Source organism: Coprococcus sp. RTP31081st1_H1_RTP31081_211007 (genome assembly GCF_040227275.1).
Classification (GTDB): Bacteria; Bacillota; Clostridia; order Lachnospirales; family Lachnospiraceae; genus Coprococcus; species Coprococcus aceti.
Map to the genome: position 1 here is coordinate 943,760 of NZ_JBEHVP010000001.1, position 15,341 is coordinate 959,100.

At 43.2% G+C, this 15,341-nt stretch carries 13 protein-coding genes and 1 riboswitch; of the genes, 5 read left to right on the forward strand and 8 right to left on the reverse strand.

Annotated features, from left to right (window positions below; genetic code table 11):
* Positions 1–53: 53 nt before the first annotated feature.
* The 5 genes from pckA to ABUA31_RS04175 all read right to left on the reverse strand — a co-directional run bounded on the left by pckA (position 54) and on the right by ABUA31_RS04175 (position 6,931).
* Entirely contained in the window at positions 54–1,658 is a 1,605-nt protein-coding gene (gene pckA / locus ABUA31_RS04155; protein ID WP_004849399.1) for a phosphoenolpyruvate carboxykinase (ATP), read from the reverse strand.
* A 241-nt stretch (positions 1,659–1,899) separates the two neighbouring features.
* Positions 1,900–2,889 (reverse strand): ion transporter, encoded by a 990-nt coding sequence (locus tag ABUA31_RS04160; protein ID WP_015533310.1) that lies wholly within the window; start codon positions 2,887–2,889, stop codon positions 1,900–1,902.
* A 46-nt stretch (positions 2,890–2,935) separates the two neighbouring features.
* Positions 2,936–3,202, reverse strand: a complete 267-nt coding sequence (locus ABUA31_RS04165; protein ID WP_022216619.1) for an OmpA family protein — start codon at positions 3,200–3,202, stop codon at positions 2,936–2,938.
* Positions 3,203–3,753: 551 nt separating this feature from the next.
* Entirely contained in the window at positions 3,754–5,235 is a 1,482-nt protein-coding gene (gene putP / locus ABUA31_RS04170) for a sodium/proline symporter PutP (protein ID WP_022216620.1), read from the reverse strand.
* A gap of 370 nt (positions 5,236–5,605) precedes the next feature.
* Positions 5,606–6,931 (reverse strand): phenylacetate--CoA ligase family protein, encoded by a 1,326-nt coding sequence (locus tag ABUA31_RS04175; protein ID WP_015533313.1) that lies wholly within the window; start codon positions 6,929–6,931, stop codon positions 5,606–5,608.
* Between the two features lie 254 nt (positions 6,932–7,185).
* Positions 7,186–7,291, forward strand: a riboswitch (TPP riboswitch).
* A gap of 82 nt (positions 7,292–7,373) precedes the next feature.
* Between ABUA31_RS04175 and thiS the strand changes: the two genes are divergently transcribed.
* From thiS to ABUA31_RS04200, 5 genes are all read left to right on the forward strand, one after another.
* Positions 7,374–7,574 carry a sulfur carrier protein ThiS gene (thiS, locus tag ABUA31_RS04180; RefSeq protein ID WP_015533314.1) on the forward strand — a complete coding sequence of 67 codons (201 nt, stop codon included), beginning with the start codon at positions 7,374–7,376 and terminating at the stop codon, positions 7,572–7,574.
* Positions 7,574–8,344 carry a thiazole synthase gene (locus ABUA31_RS04185; RefSeq protein ID WP_015533315.1) on the forward strand — a complete coding sequence of 257 codons (771 nt, stop codon included), beginning with the start codon at positions 7,574–7,576 and terminating at the stop codon, positions 8,342–8,344. Before thiS ends, ABUA31_RS04185 begins: the two co-directional genes overlap by 1 nt.
* 14 nt (positions 8,345–8,358) lie before the next feature.
* Positions 8,359–9,612 (forward strand): 2-iminoacetate synthase ThiH, encoded by a 1,254-nt coding sequence (gene thiH / locus ABUA31_RS04190; protein WP_055143820.1) that lies wholly within the window; start codon positions 8,359–8,361, stop codon positions 9,610–9,612.
* A 73-nt stretch (positions 9,613–9,685) separates the two neighbouring features.
* Complete coding sequence (gene thiE, locus ABUA31_RS04195; protein WP_055143818.1) at positions 9,686–10,333, forward strand: thiamine phosphate synthase; 648 nt, start codon at positions 9,686–9,688, stop codon at positions 10,331–10,333.
* A gap of 122 nt (positions 10,334–10,455) precedes the next feature.
* Positions 10,456–10,905, forward strand: coding sequence for a PadR family transcriptional regulator (locus ABUA31_RS04200; protein WP_015533318.1), 450 nt, complete (start codon positions 10,456–10,458; stop codon positions 10,903–10,905).
* A 57-nt stretch (positions 10,906–10,962) separates the two neighbouring features.
* On the opposite strand, the gene ABUA31_RS04205 is transcribed toward ABUA31_RS04200, so the two are convergent.
* The 3 genes from ABUA31_RS04205 to ABUA31_RS04215 form a co-directional block, all read right to left on the reverse strand.
* Positions 10,963–12,261 (reverse strand): CAP domain-containing protein, encoded by a 1,299-nt coding sequence (locus ABUA31_RS04205; protein ID WP_055223663.1) that lies wholly within the window; start codon positions 12,259–12,261, stop codon positions 10,963–10,965.
* Positions 12,262–12,812: 551 nt separating this feature from the next.
* A complete protein-coding gene (locus tag ABUA31_RS04210; protein ID WP_015533320.1) occupies positions 12,813–13,352 on the reverse strand; it encodes a hypothetical protein in 540 nt (179 codons plus the stop codon).
* 159 nt (positions 13,353–13,511) lie between these two features.
* Positions 13,512–14,720 (reverse strand): ATP-binding protein, encoded by a 1,209-nt coding sequence (locus ABUA31_RS04215; protein ID WP_015533321.1) that lies wholly within the window; start codon positions 14,718–14,720, stop codon positions 13,512–13,514.
* Positions 14,721–15,341: the final 621 nt, after the last annotated feature.

The window sequence follows — 15,341 nt, forward strand, 5'->3', positions numbered from 1 at the left end:
AAAGGATCTGGACTATGACAGTTCCTTTCTTCTATATGATCCTAAGCTATATCTTAGAGCTGTGGGCCTGCTGCAACTAATGCCTTACCTGCTGCATTACCCTCGTACTTAGCAAAGTTCTTCTGGAATCTTGCTGCAAGATCCTTAGCCTTTGTCTCCCACTCTGAAGCATCAGCGTATGTGTCACGTGGGTCAAGGATTGCTGGATCTACGCCAGGAAGCTCTGTTGGAACCTCGAAGTCGAACATAGGGATCTTCTTTGTAGGAGCCTCATTGATAGCACCACTGAGGATTGCATCGATGATTCCTCTTGTATCCTTGATTGAAATTCTCTTGCCTGTTCCATTCCATCCTGTGTTAACAAGGTATGCCTTAGCACCACTCTTCTCCATCTTCTTAACAAGCTCCTCTGCATACTTTGTAGGATGCAGCTCGAGGAATGCCTGACCGAAGCAAGCTGAGAATGTAGGTGTTGGCTCTGTGATACCTCTCTCTGTACCAGCAAGCTTTGCTGTGAATCCTGACAGGAAGTAGTACTGTGTCTGCTCTGGTGTAAGGATTGATACTGGAGGAAGTACTCCAAACGCATCTGCTGAAAGGAAGATTACGTTCTTTGCAGCTGGTGCTGATGATATAGGTCTTACAATGTTCTTGATATGATCTATTGGGTAAGATACACGAGTATTCTCTGTTACGCTCTTATCAGTGAAATCGATCTTGCCGTTTGCATCAAGTGTAACGTTCTCAAGAAGAGCGTTTCTCTTGATAGCGTTGTAGATGTCTGGCTCTGAATCCTTGTCAAGGTCGATAACCTTAGCATAGCATCCACCCTCGAAGTTGAATACGCCGTTGTCATCCCAGCCGTGCTCATCATCACCGATGAGGAGACGCTTTGGATCTGTTGAAAGTGTTGTCTTACCTGTTCCTGAAAGGCCGAAGAAGATAGCTGTGTTCTCACCGTTCATATCTGTGTTAGCTGAGCAGTGCATTGAAGCCATTCCCTTAAGTGGAAGGTAGTAGTTCATCATTGAGAACATACCCTTCTTCATCTCTCCGCCGTACCATGTGTTAACTATAACCTGCTCATGGCTTGTGATGTTGAATGCTACACATGTCTCTGAGTTAAGTCCTAACTCCTTGTAGTTCTCAACCTTAGCCTTTGAAGCATTGTACACTACGAAATCTGGCTCGAAGTTCTTAAGCTCTTCCTCAGTTGGCTTGATGAACATGTTTGTTACGAAATGAGCCTGCCAAGCAACCTCAACGATGAAACGGATAGCCATACGAGTATCAGCATTTGCTCCGCAGAATGCATCAACTACGAAAAGTCTCTTGTTTGAGAGCTCCTTCTTTGCAAGATCCTTAACTGATGCCCATGTCTCCTCTGTCATTGGATGGTTATCGTTCTTGTACTCATCTGATGTCCACCATACAGTGTCCTTTGAGTTCTCATCTACTACGATATACTTATCTTTAGGTGAACGGCCTGTATAAATACCAGTCATAACGTTAACTGCGCCGAGCTCACTAACCTGTCCCTTCTCGTATCCCTGAAGGTCAGCCTTTGTCTCTTCCTCGAATAACAATTCATATGAAGGATTGTGTACGATCTCTGTTGTGCCTGTAATGCCATACTTAGTTAAATCAACTGTTGCCATTTTTCTTAACTCCTTTTCTTTAAATGTATTTCATTGATAGGTGCATGTCGCCTGTACCCTGCCGGCACCGCAACTATACAGCACTCAATAATCTGAAAATAAATATGAACACTTTCTCTCATATTCAGTTGAAAGTATACCCAATTAGTCAAAATAAATCAATATGATTATTGAGTTTTTTTTGTAGTTTACAGAAACTTCTCATTTATAATCTCAATTTTATATTTATTACTTGCATAACCTAAGATAATGAGCTTCCACGTCTCTTCTCAAGGAATTTTGACTTCACTATCAGAATATCACCTGTCTGTATCTCCAGATCACCTGTCGGCAGTATAGACATATTATCCCTGAGTACCATATATATATTCACACCATACTCCTCCGTAGCCTGGAGTATGGTCCTGCCGCAAAACTTGCTCACATCATCTACGAGCAGTTCTCCAATCTCGTCCACATCAACAACTTTGGACTCCTCGTTGGCATTGTTCTGATACTGCTCTACAAATCCGGCGCTTATGATACCTGTAGGTATCGCTACCAGCAGAACTCCCATAAATGCTATGACTATCGCCATGCATTTGCCCAGCAGCGTGATCGGGTAAATGTCTCCATACCCCACGGTAAGGACTGTCGATACCGCCCACCATATGCCGCTGAAGGCGTTGCTGAACACTCCCGGCTGTGCGGCATGCTCAGTGCTGTACATACACAGACTGCTCGCCATCATCAGTATAAATATGATGAACATGGACGATATGATCTGTCTGCTCTTTCTCAGCAGGACTATCTTGATGACATTGAAGCTGTCGTACTTTGAATTGATCCTGAAAAGATGGAATATACGGATCACCCTGAGCATCCTGAACGCCACGAAGCCAGACAGAAAGAACACTGGTATGATCGTGAGCAGATCCACAACTCCGTCATATGATATGAGGAACTTTCCTATAGCCTTTCCTCTGGTGCATGTGGGATACAGGAAATCCGCCGTCCATATGCGGAGAATGTACTCAACACAGAATATGCCTGTAGTCACCCACTCGATAACACTCAGCAGCCCATAATATGGTTCAAGCTGATCGTAGGTCTGCAGGAACATCACCGATATGTTCGACAATATGACACCCACTATGAATATGTCAAATGCCCTGCTCGCCAGATTGCTTTTGTCCCCTATCTGTATTATGTCAAATATTTGCTTTTTGAGTTTTGTCTTGTTTACCGCCATTGCTCTCCTCTTATATATCTATTTGTCCTTGAGAATGTCCATCATCTCATCTATCATCTCTTCGTCCTGAAGCCTGAACTTGATCTCCACGCGTCTCGACGCTGCCATGTCCACTGCTTATGATGCCGTTGCTCTCCGTCAGACAGTACTTTGCCACTGAGAACGCTCGCTGCTGTGAAAGTTCAAGATTGTATATGTAGGAACCATTCGTATCCGTGTGTCCCTCTATGATTATCTCCGAAACGTATTCCCTGTAATCATCGCGCAGAAGCACACTGCAGTACTTCGGCAGGAACTGGTTGATGGTAAGCATACACGAATATACCACCCGTTATGGCAAACATACACACACTTATAATCGCCCTATCTCCTATCATACTTAAAAAGAGTCTGTTTTACCAGTTGAAATACTTACTCCTTTACCTGTTATTTACATATTTACGCGGGATTTACATGTTTTTACAAGGCTCTGTGCATACCGCACAAATGGTCATTTCCTTTTTGTGCACTTTGAAAAATGTGTCATAAAATCTTTAAATTTTGAAGATTTTATTTTGCAAAACGTTTTTTTTCTGTACATATTCTGTTCATATTTTGTGTATATACTGAACTCAGTTGTTCAAGAGAAAGTAATTTACTCTTAGTTGTTTAAGTTGTTGTTTAAAAAAAGAACCGCCTAGTAATTCAGGTGGTTCTTTTTTTGCGCACAAAATTATCTCTTATTTAGCAAAAAAGGCTGAAAAGATACAATTTCTTCAGATTTTGTATCTTTTCAGCCTTTTATTTTGATTTAGAGATAATTTTGTGTGCAGACGAACTCATCCGCCACCAAAAGATCCCAGCTTTATAACTCTATGCTACAAATTACTCCGTAGGAAGCTTAGCCTTCTCGAATATCTCAACAACCTTGTCGTCAGGCTTCTTTGTGAGAAGTGATACGACGATAGCTGTAATGAACGCTGCCGCAAATCCAGGAACGATCTCATAAAGTCCTGTTGGTGTTGCAAGGAACTTGTACCAGAGCATGTCAACAGCAAATCCGACTATGATAGAAGCAAGTGCTCCATTGTAATTCAATCGCTTCCAGTACAGTGACAGAACGATGACCGGTCCAAATGCCGATCCGAATGCGCCCCATGCATTTGACACGAGTGCCATGATACCCTCACAGTCTGGATTCATCGCTATGGCAAGTGCCACAACTGAGATGATGATGACCACAATTCTTCCTGCCCAGAGCATCTCATTGTCAGATGCTTTCTTTCTGAATATAGGCTTGTACACATCTGATGCAAATGCTGATGATGAAGCAAGGAGCTGTGAATCAGCTGTACTCATGGACGCTGCAAGGATAGCTGAGAGAAGTATACCAGCTACAAGCGCAGGGAACACTCCTCTTACAAGTCTGATGAATACCTGTGAGTTGTCTGTAAGTCCACCGCCAAGATACTGAAGACCGACCATACCAACTACGGATGCCATAATGAGGATGATTCCCGTCCAGCAAGTACCGACTATTCTGGACTTCTTCATCTCCTTCTCTGACTTGATCGAAATGTATCTTATAAGAATATGTGGCATACCCATATATCCAAGTCCCCATGCAAGTCCTGATATGATATTGATCACACTGGTCTTGTCAAATGAACCACTTATAAGGGCATTGTAATAATTGTCTGGAATGACAACATCAGGTGCTATAAAGCCAGCGCCCTGCATGGTGATGACCGCAATGATAGGTGCGATCATGAGAGCTGCAAGCATCAGAAGTCCCTGGAAGAAATCCGTCCAGCACACTGCATTAAAACCACCAAGGAATGTGTACACGATGATGATGACTGCAGCGCCGATCATGGCTGTATTCCTATCGATGCCCATAACAGTGTTGAACAGAGTACCGCAGGCCGATATACTTGACGCAGCGTATATACAATATGCAACCACAAATATAACTGCACATATTATGAGAAGCAGCTTATTGTCTGACTGAAAACGATTTGTCAAATACTGAGGTATAGTGATCGAATCGTTGTACGCTATCGAGAATCTTCTGAGTCTCGGTGCTATGAATATCCAGGCACATGCTGTTCCGATGAACAGACCAACTGATATCCACATGTTGCTGAGTCCTGTCGCATAGAATGCTCCGGGCAGTCCCATGAGAACCCACGCACTCATATCAGATGCTCCGGCGCTGAGTGCAGCCACCAGACCATTCATATCTCTTCCTCCAAGAAAATAATCCTTCTCGCCGGCATTCCCCTTGGATTTGAAGAAGAAATAAATTCCTACACCGATTACCAGGACAAAATACGCTATAAACGCAATCATCTCGTAAACATTCATTAGTTAATCCACCTTCCATAATAATTATAATTTATCTGCTCCGCACCAACTTTACCACTGCAGTGCAGTATCTCACTGTCAGCGCACATAACAAAGCAAATTCTACACGGAAACATACCAAAATGCAAGGTTTTTCAGCATTTGGCGATTTTATCTGTTTTGCCAGTTTCCCGGCGGCAGACCTCACAGCTGATGTCTGCTGGTGCAAGCCTTCCAAGATCCCCGCCTGATAAAACAGCCGGCTCACAGCGGCATGCCCGGTCTCGATCCCGGAAAGCTCGCCATTAAGCCGGCTGTTTTATTCTCTCTATAGTCTTCCGCTCTCAAACATTTCAGTCCTGTGATTCGTCTGACTACTCAATCTTACCGATTAGAATCCGATATGTCTGTTATCTGTGATTCTCTTTGCCTTGCCCTCTGAACGTGGAATGGTCTTAGGTGGAACCAGTTCAACCTTTGCGCTGATAAGCAGTGTCTGCTTGATATCTGTCTTGATGCGGGATGCAATAGCCGCAAGCTTTGCAGCATCGCCCATATCCACATCTTCCTTGAGCTCTACCTGAACTGTCAGCTTATCCTGTGAATTCACACGATCAACCACGATCATATAATGAGCTGAAGCCTCCTCCACGCCGAGAAGGACTGACTCTATCTGACTAGGGAATACATTTACACCACGGATTACAAGCATGTCGTCTGTACGGCCTGTGATACGGCTCATCTTGACTGTTGTTCTTCCACATGCACATGTGCCGTGTGTAAGTGTACATATATCATGTGTCCTGTATCTGATCATAGGTGTACCTGTCTTGGTAAGGGTTGTAAACACAAGCTCTCCAGGAACTCCGTCTGGAAGCGGCTCCTCTGTGACCGGATCAATGATCTCTGCAAGAACATGATCCTCGTTGATGTGCATTCCGTTCTTCTCAAAGCACTCAAATGCAACACCAGGTCCACCGATCTCTGTTAGTCCATATATATCAAATGCATCGAAGTCAAGAAGCTCCTCAAGGTGCTGTCTCATCTCCTCTGTCCAAGGTTCTGCTCCGAAGTAGCCTGACTTGATCTTCAGTTCTGATGGATCGATGCCCATCTCCCTGATGGTCTCTGCGAGGTATGTAGCATATGAAGGTGTACAGCAAAGCATGGTTGCGCCGAGCTCTTTCATCATCATGATCTGTCTCTGTGTGTTGCCTGATGACATCGGAACTACCATGGCACCAACCTTAGTCGCGCCCTGATGTGCTCCAAGTCCACCTGTGAACAATCCATAACCATAAGCTATCTGGATGACATCATCCTCTCCGCCACCAGCGCACTTGATAGCTCTGGCTACCATCTCCGTCCACACATCTATATCGTTCTGGGTGTAGCCAGCTACAACAGGCTTACCTGTGGTTCCTGATGAACCCTGGATTCTGATGATGTCCTTCCTGTCTGCTGCAAACAGTCCAAATGGGAAGTTATCCCTGAGATCTGTCTTCTGCATAAATGGCAGCTTGACAATATCGTCTATGCTGTTTATATCCTCCGGCTTTACTCCCGCCTCGTCCATTCTGGCTCTGTATGCCGGTACATTTGCATATTCAAGTTCTACTGTCTTTCTAAGTCTCTCCCCCTGAAGCTTTCTTCTCTCCTCAGGATCCATACACTCCATCTCTTTATTATAGATGTAATGAATCTTCTTCTGTCTCATAACTTCACTGTCCTCCATAAGATAACTCAAATCAGCATTTGTGCAACCTGCTGATTTTGTATGACACTTTAGCGCGCCAAACAACTAAATTGTACATACATATGTGGGCTGTGTCAAGGAAAAACCATCAATCGCAGTACATTTTCCGTATATTTTTGAAAGAGCTTCGAATATTTGCGGTCAAATGGCATATTTGCCTGATAGATTACTCTTGCATTCCGGGTTTTCAGGTCGTATATTATTATCTGACAACAAAAAGAGGACGCGGGAGCTTGTAGTACAGGCTGAGAGGAAGGTGTGACCTTCGACCGGAAACCTGATTTGGATAATGCCAACGTAGGGAAGCCTGATAGCAGACGTTTGTTAAAGTGCAGACTTTATTGGGGTTACCAGATCGGTAACTCTTTTTTTGTGCAGATAAAAGACTTTGGAGGAAAGGGCTATGGTAACAGTGAACGGAAAAGATCTCGACGTTGCCGGGCAGAATCTGGCGGCATTTCTTGAAGAATCCGGCTACAAACCGGTGCGCATAGTTGTTGAGATCAACGAGGAGATCATACCGAGAGAGACATACGCAGACATTACATTTAACGACGGCGACTGTGTGGAGGTCGTGAGTTTCATGGGAGGAGGAGCATTATAATGAAAGAAGACAAGCTGATAATCGGAGGACATGAATTCAATTCAAGATTTATTCTGGGTTCAGGAAAGTATTCCATGAAGCTGATCGAATCAGCCATAAAAGACGCAGGAGCAGAGATCATCACTCTGGCCGTCCGCCGTGCAAATACAAAGGAAGAGGAAAATATTCTCGATTTCATCCCGGAGGGAGTTACTCTCCTGCCAAATACAAGCGGCGCAAGGAACGCCGAGGAGGCCGTGCGCATAGCAAGGCTTGCGAGGGCTCTGGGCTGTGGAGACTTCGTCAAGGTGGAGATCATGCGCGACAGCAAATATCTCCTTCCCGACAACCAGGAAACGATAAAGGCAACCGAGGCACTGGCAAATGAAGGATTTGTGGTACTGCCTTACATGTACCCGGACCTGAATGCCGCCCGTGATCTGGTAAATGCAGGAGCCGCAGCGGTCATGCCACTGGCATCACCTATAGGTTCCAACAAAGGACTAGCTACCAAAGACTTCATCCAGATCCTCATCGACGAGATCGAACTTCCGATCATAGTTGACGCCGGTATCGGAAGGCCATCCCAGGCATGTGAAGCCATGGAGATGGGCGCTGCCGCCATCATGGCAAACACTGCCCTCGCCACAGCCGGAAATCTGCCACTCATGGCATCGGCATTCAAGGACGCGATAAATTCAGGCCGAAAGGCTTATCTGGCAGGTCTTGGAAGAGTTCTCACCAGAGGGGCATCCGCTTCAGATCCACTGACCGGATTCCTGCATGACTAAGGGGGTGCACTCAGATGGAAAACCACTTTCTGATAGACTCGGAATATCTTTCGCCGGAAGCGCTGGAGATCAAGCACCGTCTGGAGACAGATCCATCGTCAAGGAAAAGCCATATGGAATACCTTCCGGGCATGGAGGTTATTGAATCTGACATCCGCAGCAAGGTCATGGAGCACATGAACAGCTACGACTACAGCAGTTACACAGGCAGAGACGTCATGGCGGCCCTTGAACACGAGACGTGCAGCATAGAGGACTTCAAGGCTCTGCTCTCCCCCGCCGCCGAACCATTTCTTGAGATGATGGCGCAGCGCGCAAGCCGCGAGACAAGCAGGCACTTCGGCAACACGGTCTACATGTTCACGCCGCTCTACATAGCCAACTACTGTGAGAACTACTGCGTATACTGCGGCTTCAACTGCTACAATCACATCAACAGAATGAAGCTCTCAGCAGAGCAGATCGAGAAGGAAATGAAGGTCATCGCCGACAGCGGTATGGAAGAGATCCTTATACTGACCGGCGAGAGCCGCAGCCAGAGTGACGTAACGTATATCGGCGAGGCATGCAAGCTTGCAAGGAAATACTTCCGCATGGTAGGCCTTGAAATATATCCGGTGAACACCGATGAGTACCGCTACCTCCATGAGTGCGGTGCGGACTATGTGACAGTGTTCCAGGAGACCTACGACGCAGACAAATACGAGACTCTTCACCTGATGGGTCACAAGAGAGTATGGCCATACCGTTTCGACTCGCAGGAGCGCGCCCTCATGGGCGGAATGCGGGGCGTTGCATTCTCAGCACTGTTAGGGCTCTCCGACTTCCGCAAGGATGCACTGGCAACAGCCCTTCACGCGTATTTTCTCCAGAGAAAATACCCACACGCAGAGATGTCACTCTCCTGTCCAAGACTGAGACCGATCATCAACAACGATCAGATCAATCCTCTGGACGTACACGAGAAGCAGCTCTGCCAGATACTGTGCGCATACAGGATATTCCTGCCATTTGCCGGAATAACGGTATCTTCAAGGGAGAGTGCAGACTTCAGAAACGGCATAGTGAAGATCGCAGCGACCAAGGTATCGGCGGGCGTGTCAACCGGAATCGGCGATCATGAAAGCAAATACAGCGGCAAGACTTCCTGCAGTGAGCAGGGCGACGAGCAGTTCGAGATCAACGACAACAGAAGTCTTGAACATATGTATTCAGACATAGAGGGCGAGGGACTGCAGCCCGTACTCAATGACTATCTGTATGTGTAACAACAACTATCAGATCAAAACGATCTGAACTATACAGCATACCGCCGTCTGCCGGCGGAGAAAGAAGTTTGAAATGTATACATTTGATCCTACTTTATATTTTATAACGGACAGCACAGGGTTGTCCGAGGAGGAATTTCTGTACAGAGTGGAGTGTGCTCTGGACGGCGGTGCGACACTCATGCAGCTTAGAGAAAAGGAAAGAACTACCCGTGAGTACATACATCTTGCGGACAAGGTGCACTCAATTGCGCGCCGCTACAACGTGCCACTCATCATAGATGACCGGGTAGATGTGGCGCTGGCGACCGATGCCGAAGGTGTCCATGTGGGGCAGACAGACATGCCAGTCTCCATAGCCAGAAAACTCATGGGGCCTGACCGCATCGTGGGCGCAACCACCAAGACTGTTCCTCAGGCCGTGGAGGCGTATGAACAGGGAGCTGATTATCTGGGAGTTGGAGCCATCTACCCAACCACCACCAAGGTCAAGACAGTGCTCACATCCACGGATACACTGAGAGACATTTGCAAGGCAGTTCCCATCCCGGTAAATGCCATCGGAGGACTCAATCCGACCAACCTGGATGTCCTCTCGGGCATACCTATCGCCGGCATCTGTGTGGTGTCCGCCATAATGAAAGCTGACGATCCAAAGGATGCTGCCAGCCGTCTATTGGCATTATCCAGGCAGTTACAGTCAAAAACCTTTCTCAAATAAGCAAAAATTGCAAAAATACGCAACTTATTTTCATTTTAATGAAAAGAAAGGTTGCAATTAAATGATTTTGCAATTACAATCAATATAAAGTGTAACTATTTTTTTTGTATGAGGTGGTTTTAATGGAAAACGTATTAAACAGCATATATTCCAACAGTATTATGGTTCAGGATCAAAGTAATGATACCGCAAAGGAAGCAGCAGTTGAGGCTGTACATGCAAGAGTCGTTGCAAAGCCGAACTTCATCAGAGGTTCCGTGGAGCTGCTCGTACTCTATCTGCTCAGCCAGAAAGATTATTACGGCTACGAGCTGTCACAGCTCATGGACTCACTGTCAGACGGCGTGATAAAGATTCCTATCGGTTCTCTATATCCTGCACTGTACAAATTGATTGAATACGGTTTCATCTCCGATCACAAAGAGCAGGTTGGAAAGAGAATGACCAGAGTATATTATCATCTGGAGCAGCCTGGATTCCAGCGTATGCATATTCTTATAACTGAGTATACAAAGGTTCACAAGGCTATTTCATCCATACTTGACTATACTCCAGAGCCTGAGAAGAAATAATTTCTTTCAGATTAAAAATACCGTTGTCCATATTTTTTATGAACAACGGTATTTTTTTTATTTTACTATTCTGTACTTCTTTGAAACTGTACCCTTATACCTTCCGGAAAACTTTATCTTCACCGTATATGTTCCGGCTTTCTTTCTCGCCTTAGGATATGTCACCTTGTAGTATTTTGATGATATTATCTTACCATTGCTGTCCTTCACAGTCACCTTAGGTGTCTTTGTCTTACCATCATACTTATATCTCGTCTGTGATAATGTAACACTCTTTATCTTCTTGACAACGATATACTTCTTCTGGCCGCATTTTCTGCATGTATGTAACACCTTGCCATCGCTTCTGGTAGTTGCTGTTTTTACTACCTTGCCGGAATATACATGCGCACATTTTCCTGTTACTGTTACCGTATATGATGCTGAACGTGATCCAACAGTGGCTGTGATCTTCACAGTTCCCTTTCTGAGACCTGTTACCACTCCTGTAGGTGACACCTTTGCAATAGCGGAATTCGATGTTTTCCACTTAGCTCCCGCAAGCACCTTATACGATGTACTTCCATACTGTCCAAGGACTGCCTTGAGTGTGAGAGTTACCTTCTGTCCCTCCTGCACGCTCTTATTTCCGGTCATCTTAACCGATGTGATATTGTCCTTCTGCACCTCCACCGTAACATCGCTCTCACCAGTGGACTTAGCCATAGTCTCAGCCTGACTGCCGCTTCCCATGAACTGGGCTGCAGTCGTATTCGGATAAGATGCATTCTTATTTATAAATGTACCAACACCCACATACCTGTTTGCAGGATTTATCATGGATGTGTAATGTCCGGTCACCGCTCCAGGAGTTCCCTTCACATAGGCATCCTTCTCGCTGTACCACTGCTCAATGCCCATGAGCATGCTCTCTGACCAGTTCCACGCAAGCACCTCGGAAGTCGGCCAGCCATTTCCCGGATATTTGAAATCAAATACAGACTTTCCGTTAAGTCTTGAGTGATACATTGTAACACTCGCCTCCGCAGCTCTGATCCTTGCTATCTTCTCAAGTCCTGCCGACCACTTGATCGGCACATAGTCGTCAAGCGTCAATTTCCGTCCATCAATCTTAACGCCCTGCTTACATGCTTCATAACGGATCTGATTGATCCTCTTCACTGCAGCCGAAGCCTCCGACACATACTTGCCCTTCATTGCTATAAACACGCAATTGGCAGATGGTTTTGTCACATCCGCAGGTATTGTCGCCGCTTCAGCACTTGTTCCTCCCGGCACGATCACTGACAATCCAACCGCAACTGCGATCGCCAGAGCCATTATCCGGTGTAACAACTTCTTCTTTTGTACTCCCATAGTTTAAATTTGTCCTCCTCTTATAATATGTATCAGCCTGTTGATTTCATTATAACTCACTATGTGATTTATTGCATGCCTATTTGCTAAACAATACAGTATATCGCATTAATCTATGTACTCAGGCATTATGTTTTCGCCTATAACACAATCCAACATTGTTTTCAATTTACCAAGTTCTTTATTTGAGTTACTCTTTATAAACTGATTTACTACCTCTAATGCCATTGGTATTTTATCTAATTCAAGAACCTCTTCTTCATAATCATCAATAATAATGTCGCATTTTTTGTTGATTTCAGCATTTGGGAACTAAATATGAGGTTTTGATTTTGACTGTCCTTAAGTGCACCCATCCCCAAAATTTTGCTATGGAACTGTCTTTATAAAAACTTTCGCTATTGCCTATTACTTCGTAAGGGCAAGTCGAAAGTTTTTGGTAAAGACAGTTAGTCTTTCATAACAAATTTTCTTGTTACAAAAAGTGCGTTTATATCGGTCAATTGGAACTTAATATGAAGTTTTGCCTTCTGGTACCATTTTCTAATCAATTACTGTGTGATAGATTTTCTTTCAACGTAAAAATTTTCAAAATTAATTTCAAAATTCCAATCGTTTCTTCCAAATGAATCCCTAGTCAAATCATTTATTCCTTGTGCTACTACCATGATATGACCAGCACAATTTTTCAACGAAACAAATATATAACCTTTTGGACAATTTATCTCTGATAAAAAGTCTGCATTATCATCATATATTAAAAGTGACCTTATTTCATTAAACTCCTTTATAATTATTAATTTTCTTTTCTCTTCTTCATAATCAGCTGATATTATTGCACCATTGATTACAGAAATATCCTTATTCCTATAATTAAGATGATTTCCTAAACTCCTATACGAAAATACTAAATTTCCCTCTTCATTATATGCACTAAATCCACTATCTGATGTTTCATATTTTTCCTTAATCATTAGCATACCTTTTCCATGCTTAAATGCATATAAGGTATATTCGTTATAAATCGAGATGGTTTTGCCTCCCACATCCCATTCCACCATTTTATCATTTTTATTAACACGCACATCCATTTTTCATACTCTTTTCGCTAATCTACCCAATATTCATCAACAATATGGACATAATCTTCTCGTTTTATATCACTTCCTAAATTCGAAAACAAATCAACTTCACGGATTCAGGTCTTTACTATGAAATTGGGTGGGATTTTGGTATTTCATCCCTCAATCTTATTCCTCACCAAGTAAGAACTGCAGCGCATTAATTCTCCTGATACCATCGTAATCAGCATCAGGGTCTTCATCCAGTGTTATGATATACTTTGGATAATGGTCTGTAATTTTCTGCAATGGTCTTAGCTCTCTTAAAAGTGTTGATTCCTCTCTGACCGTAGCAGCCACCTGATAGTAAATAATTCCCTTACTGTTCATGGCAACAAAATCCACTTCCTCTGATTCCACCTTGCCGACATAGACCTTATATCCTCGTCTAATAAGCTCAAGATAGATTATATTTTCCAGAATATGACCAGTGTCTGCATTTCTAGAACCAAGTAACATATAACGAAGTCCAATGTCAACCACATAATATTTATCAAGAGTTTTCAAATAATTCTTACCCTTCACATCGTATCGTTTTGCCTGATAAACTACAAATGATTCTTCCAGCGCTGTAATGTATTTCTCAACAGTTTTTACATCCACTTTTCTTCCGTCAGATGTCATAGTGTCACTGATTTTCTTTGTCGATGTAAGATTACCAATATTATCAAACATAAATCGTATCACACTTTCAAGCATCATCACATCGGTAATCTTCTTTCTTGAAATAATGTCCTTTAACATCACAGTGCTATAGATACTCTCAAGATACTGATTAATTACTTCTTCCTTCTCATCCAACATCATAGCATATGGAAATGAACTGAATTTCAAATATTTCTGATACTTTAGCGAAAGTTCTTTTTCATCTCCCGTTGCCTTCACATATTCTTTAAAGGAAAGGGGCAACATCTTGACCTCCACATATCTTCCGGAAAGAAATGTTGCAATCTCAGAAGATAGCATATAGGCATTCGAGCCTGTCAGATACAAATCTACATTTGGCTTTAAATTCAAACTGTCCACAACCTTTGGAAAATCTTCCACATTCTGTATTTCATCAAAGAACACATAGTGCATATCATCATCTACAAGCCTATCCTTGATGTATTTATATAATTCTCTTGGCTGCTTCAAATCTTCATAATCATAGTCTTCAAAATTAATAGCAATGATATGGTCTGCTTGTACCCCAGATTCTTTCAGATAGCCCTGAAATATCTGCATAAGCGTGGATTTGCCACATCGTCTGATACCTGTTACAATCTTTATAATGTCTTTATCTTTAAATTCCTTCAAAGTTTGAAGATACTCGTCTCTAAGTATTATCTTATTCATATAATCCTCCTGTTTTGCGAAACAAAATCCGAGTCCTATGATGAGGAGAGGATTTACCTTCTTTCTTATGAATCTATTTTCGATGACTAATTTATTTTTTATTTGCTGTATTCATTATATCCAAAAACTTGTTTATTTTCAATAGTTATTGGATTTCATTCCAAAAACTATTCTTTTATTGTTTTTTCTTGGATACCATTATTATATTCAATATTTCCAGATACAATTCCAGAAAACGTAAGCGATGTATAATCGCACGGTTTGTCGCCACCAACATTTCATTAGATAATCACTTCAGGAGTGAGTATCTCTCCGAATCAGCTGTATTTGTAGTTGGAGCCGTTTGCTCTAACTGTGATTGATTCCGGTTGAATTCACTCTGAATAACCTTTAGGAGTGAATTACTATGAGTTCAAAAAGACTGCACTACTCTGATTTCGCTTTAACCTATGAATTCCTCTACGGAATTCTGACTCGATTCATAGTAATCGGTCACCGAAAAGTTTTGCCTTCGGCAATGGTTATGGAGGTAGTTGGATTTATTAGATTTTACTTCTAAGGAAGTCTTAAAGTATAACCATAATTAAATATAAACAATCACAATGCCTGTCTCCGATGATT

Excerpts from the sequence above, each read along its gene's own strand:
- pckA (WP_004849399.1), bottom strand. The coding sequence starts at position 1,658 with ATGGCAACAGTTGATTTAACTAAGTATGGCATTACAGGCACAACAGAG.
- ABUA31_RS04160 (WP_015533310.1), bottom strand. The coding sequence starts at position 2,889 with ATGGCGGTAAACAAGACAAAACTCAAAAAGCAAATATTTGACATAATA.
- ABUA31_RS04165 (WP_022216619.1), bottom strand. The coding sequence starts at position 3,202 with ATGCTTACCATCAACCAGTTCCTGCCGAAGTACTGCAGTGTGCTTCTG.
- putP (WP_022216620.1), bottom strand. The coding sequence starts at position 5,235 with ATGAATGTTTACGAGATGATTGCGTTTATAGCGTATTTTGTCCTGGTA.
- ABUA31_RS04175 (WP_015533313.1), bottom strand. The coding sequence starts at position 6,931 with ATGAGACAGAAGAAGATTCATTACATCTATAATAAAGAGATGGAGTGT.
- thiS (WP_015533314.1), top strand. The coding sequence starts at position 7,374 with ATGGTAACAGTGAACGGAAAAGATCTCGACGTTGCCGGGCAGAATCTG.
- ABUA31_RS04185 (WP_015533315.1), top strand. The coding sequence starts at position 7,574 with ATGAAAGAAGACAAGCTGATAATCGGAGGACATGAATTCAATTCAAGA.
- thiH (WP_055143820.1), top strand. The coding sequence starts at position 8,359 with ATGGAAAACCACTTTCTGATAGACTCGGAATATCTTTCGCCGGAAGCG.
- thiE (WP_055143818.1), top strand. The coding sequence starts at position 9,686 with ATGTATACATTTGATCCTACTTTATATTTTATAACGGACAGCACAGGG.
- ABUA31_RS04200 (WP_015533318.1), top strand. The coding sequence starts at position 10,456 with ATGGAAAACGTATTAAACAGCATATATTCCAACAGTATTATGGTTCAG.
- ABUA31_RS04205 (WP_055223663.1), bottom strand. The coding sequence starts at position 12,261 with ATGGGAGTACAAAAGAAGAAGTTGTTACACCGGATAATGGCTCTGGCG.
- ABUA31_RS04210 (WP_015533320.1), bottom strand. The coding sequence starts at position 13,352 with ATGGATGTGCGTGTTAATAAAAATGATAAAATGGTGGAATGGGATGTG.
- ABUA31_RS04215 (WP_015533321.1), bottom strand. The coding sequence starts at position 14,720 with ATGAATAAGATAATACTTAGAGACGAGTATCTTCAAACTTTGAAGGAA.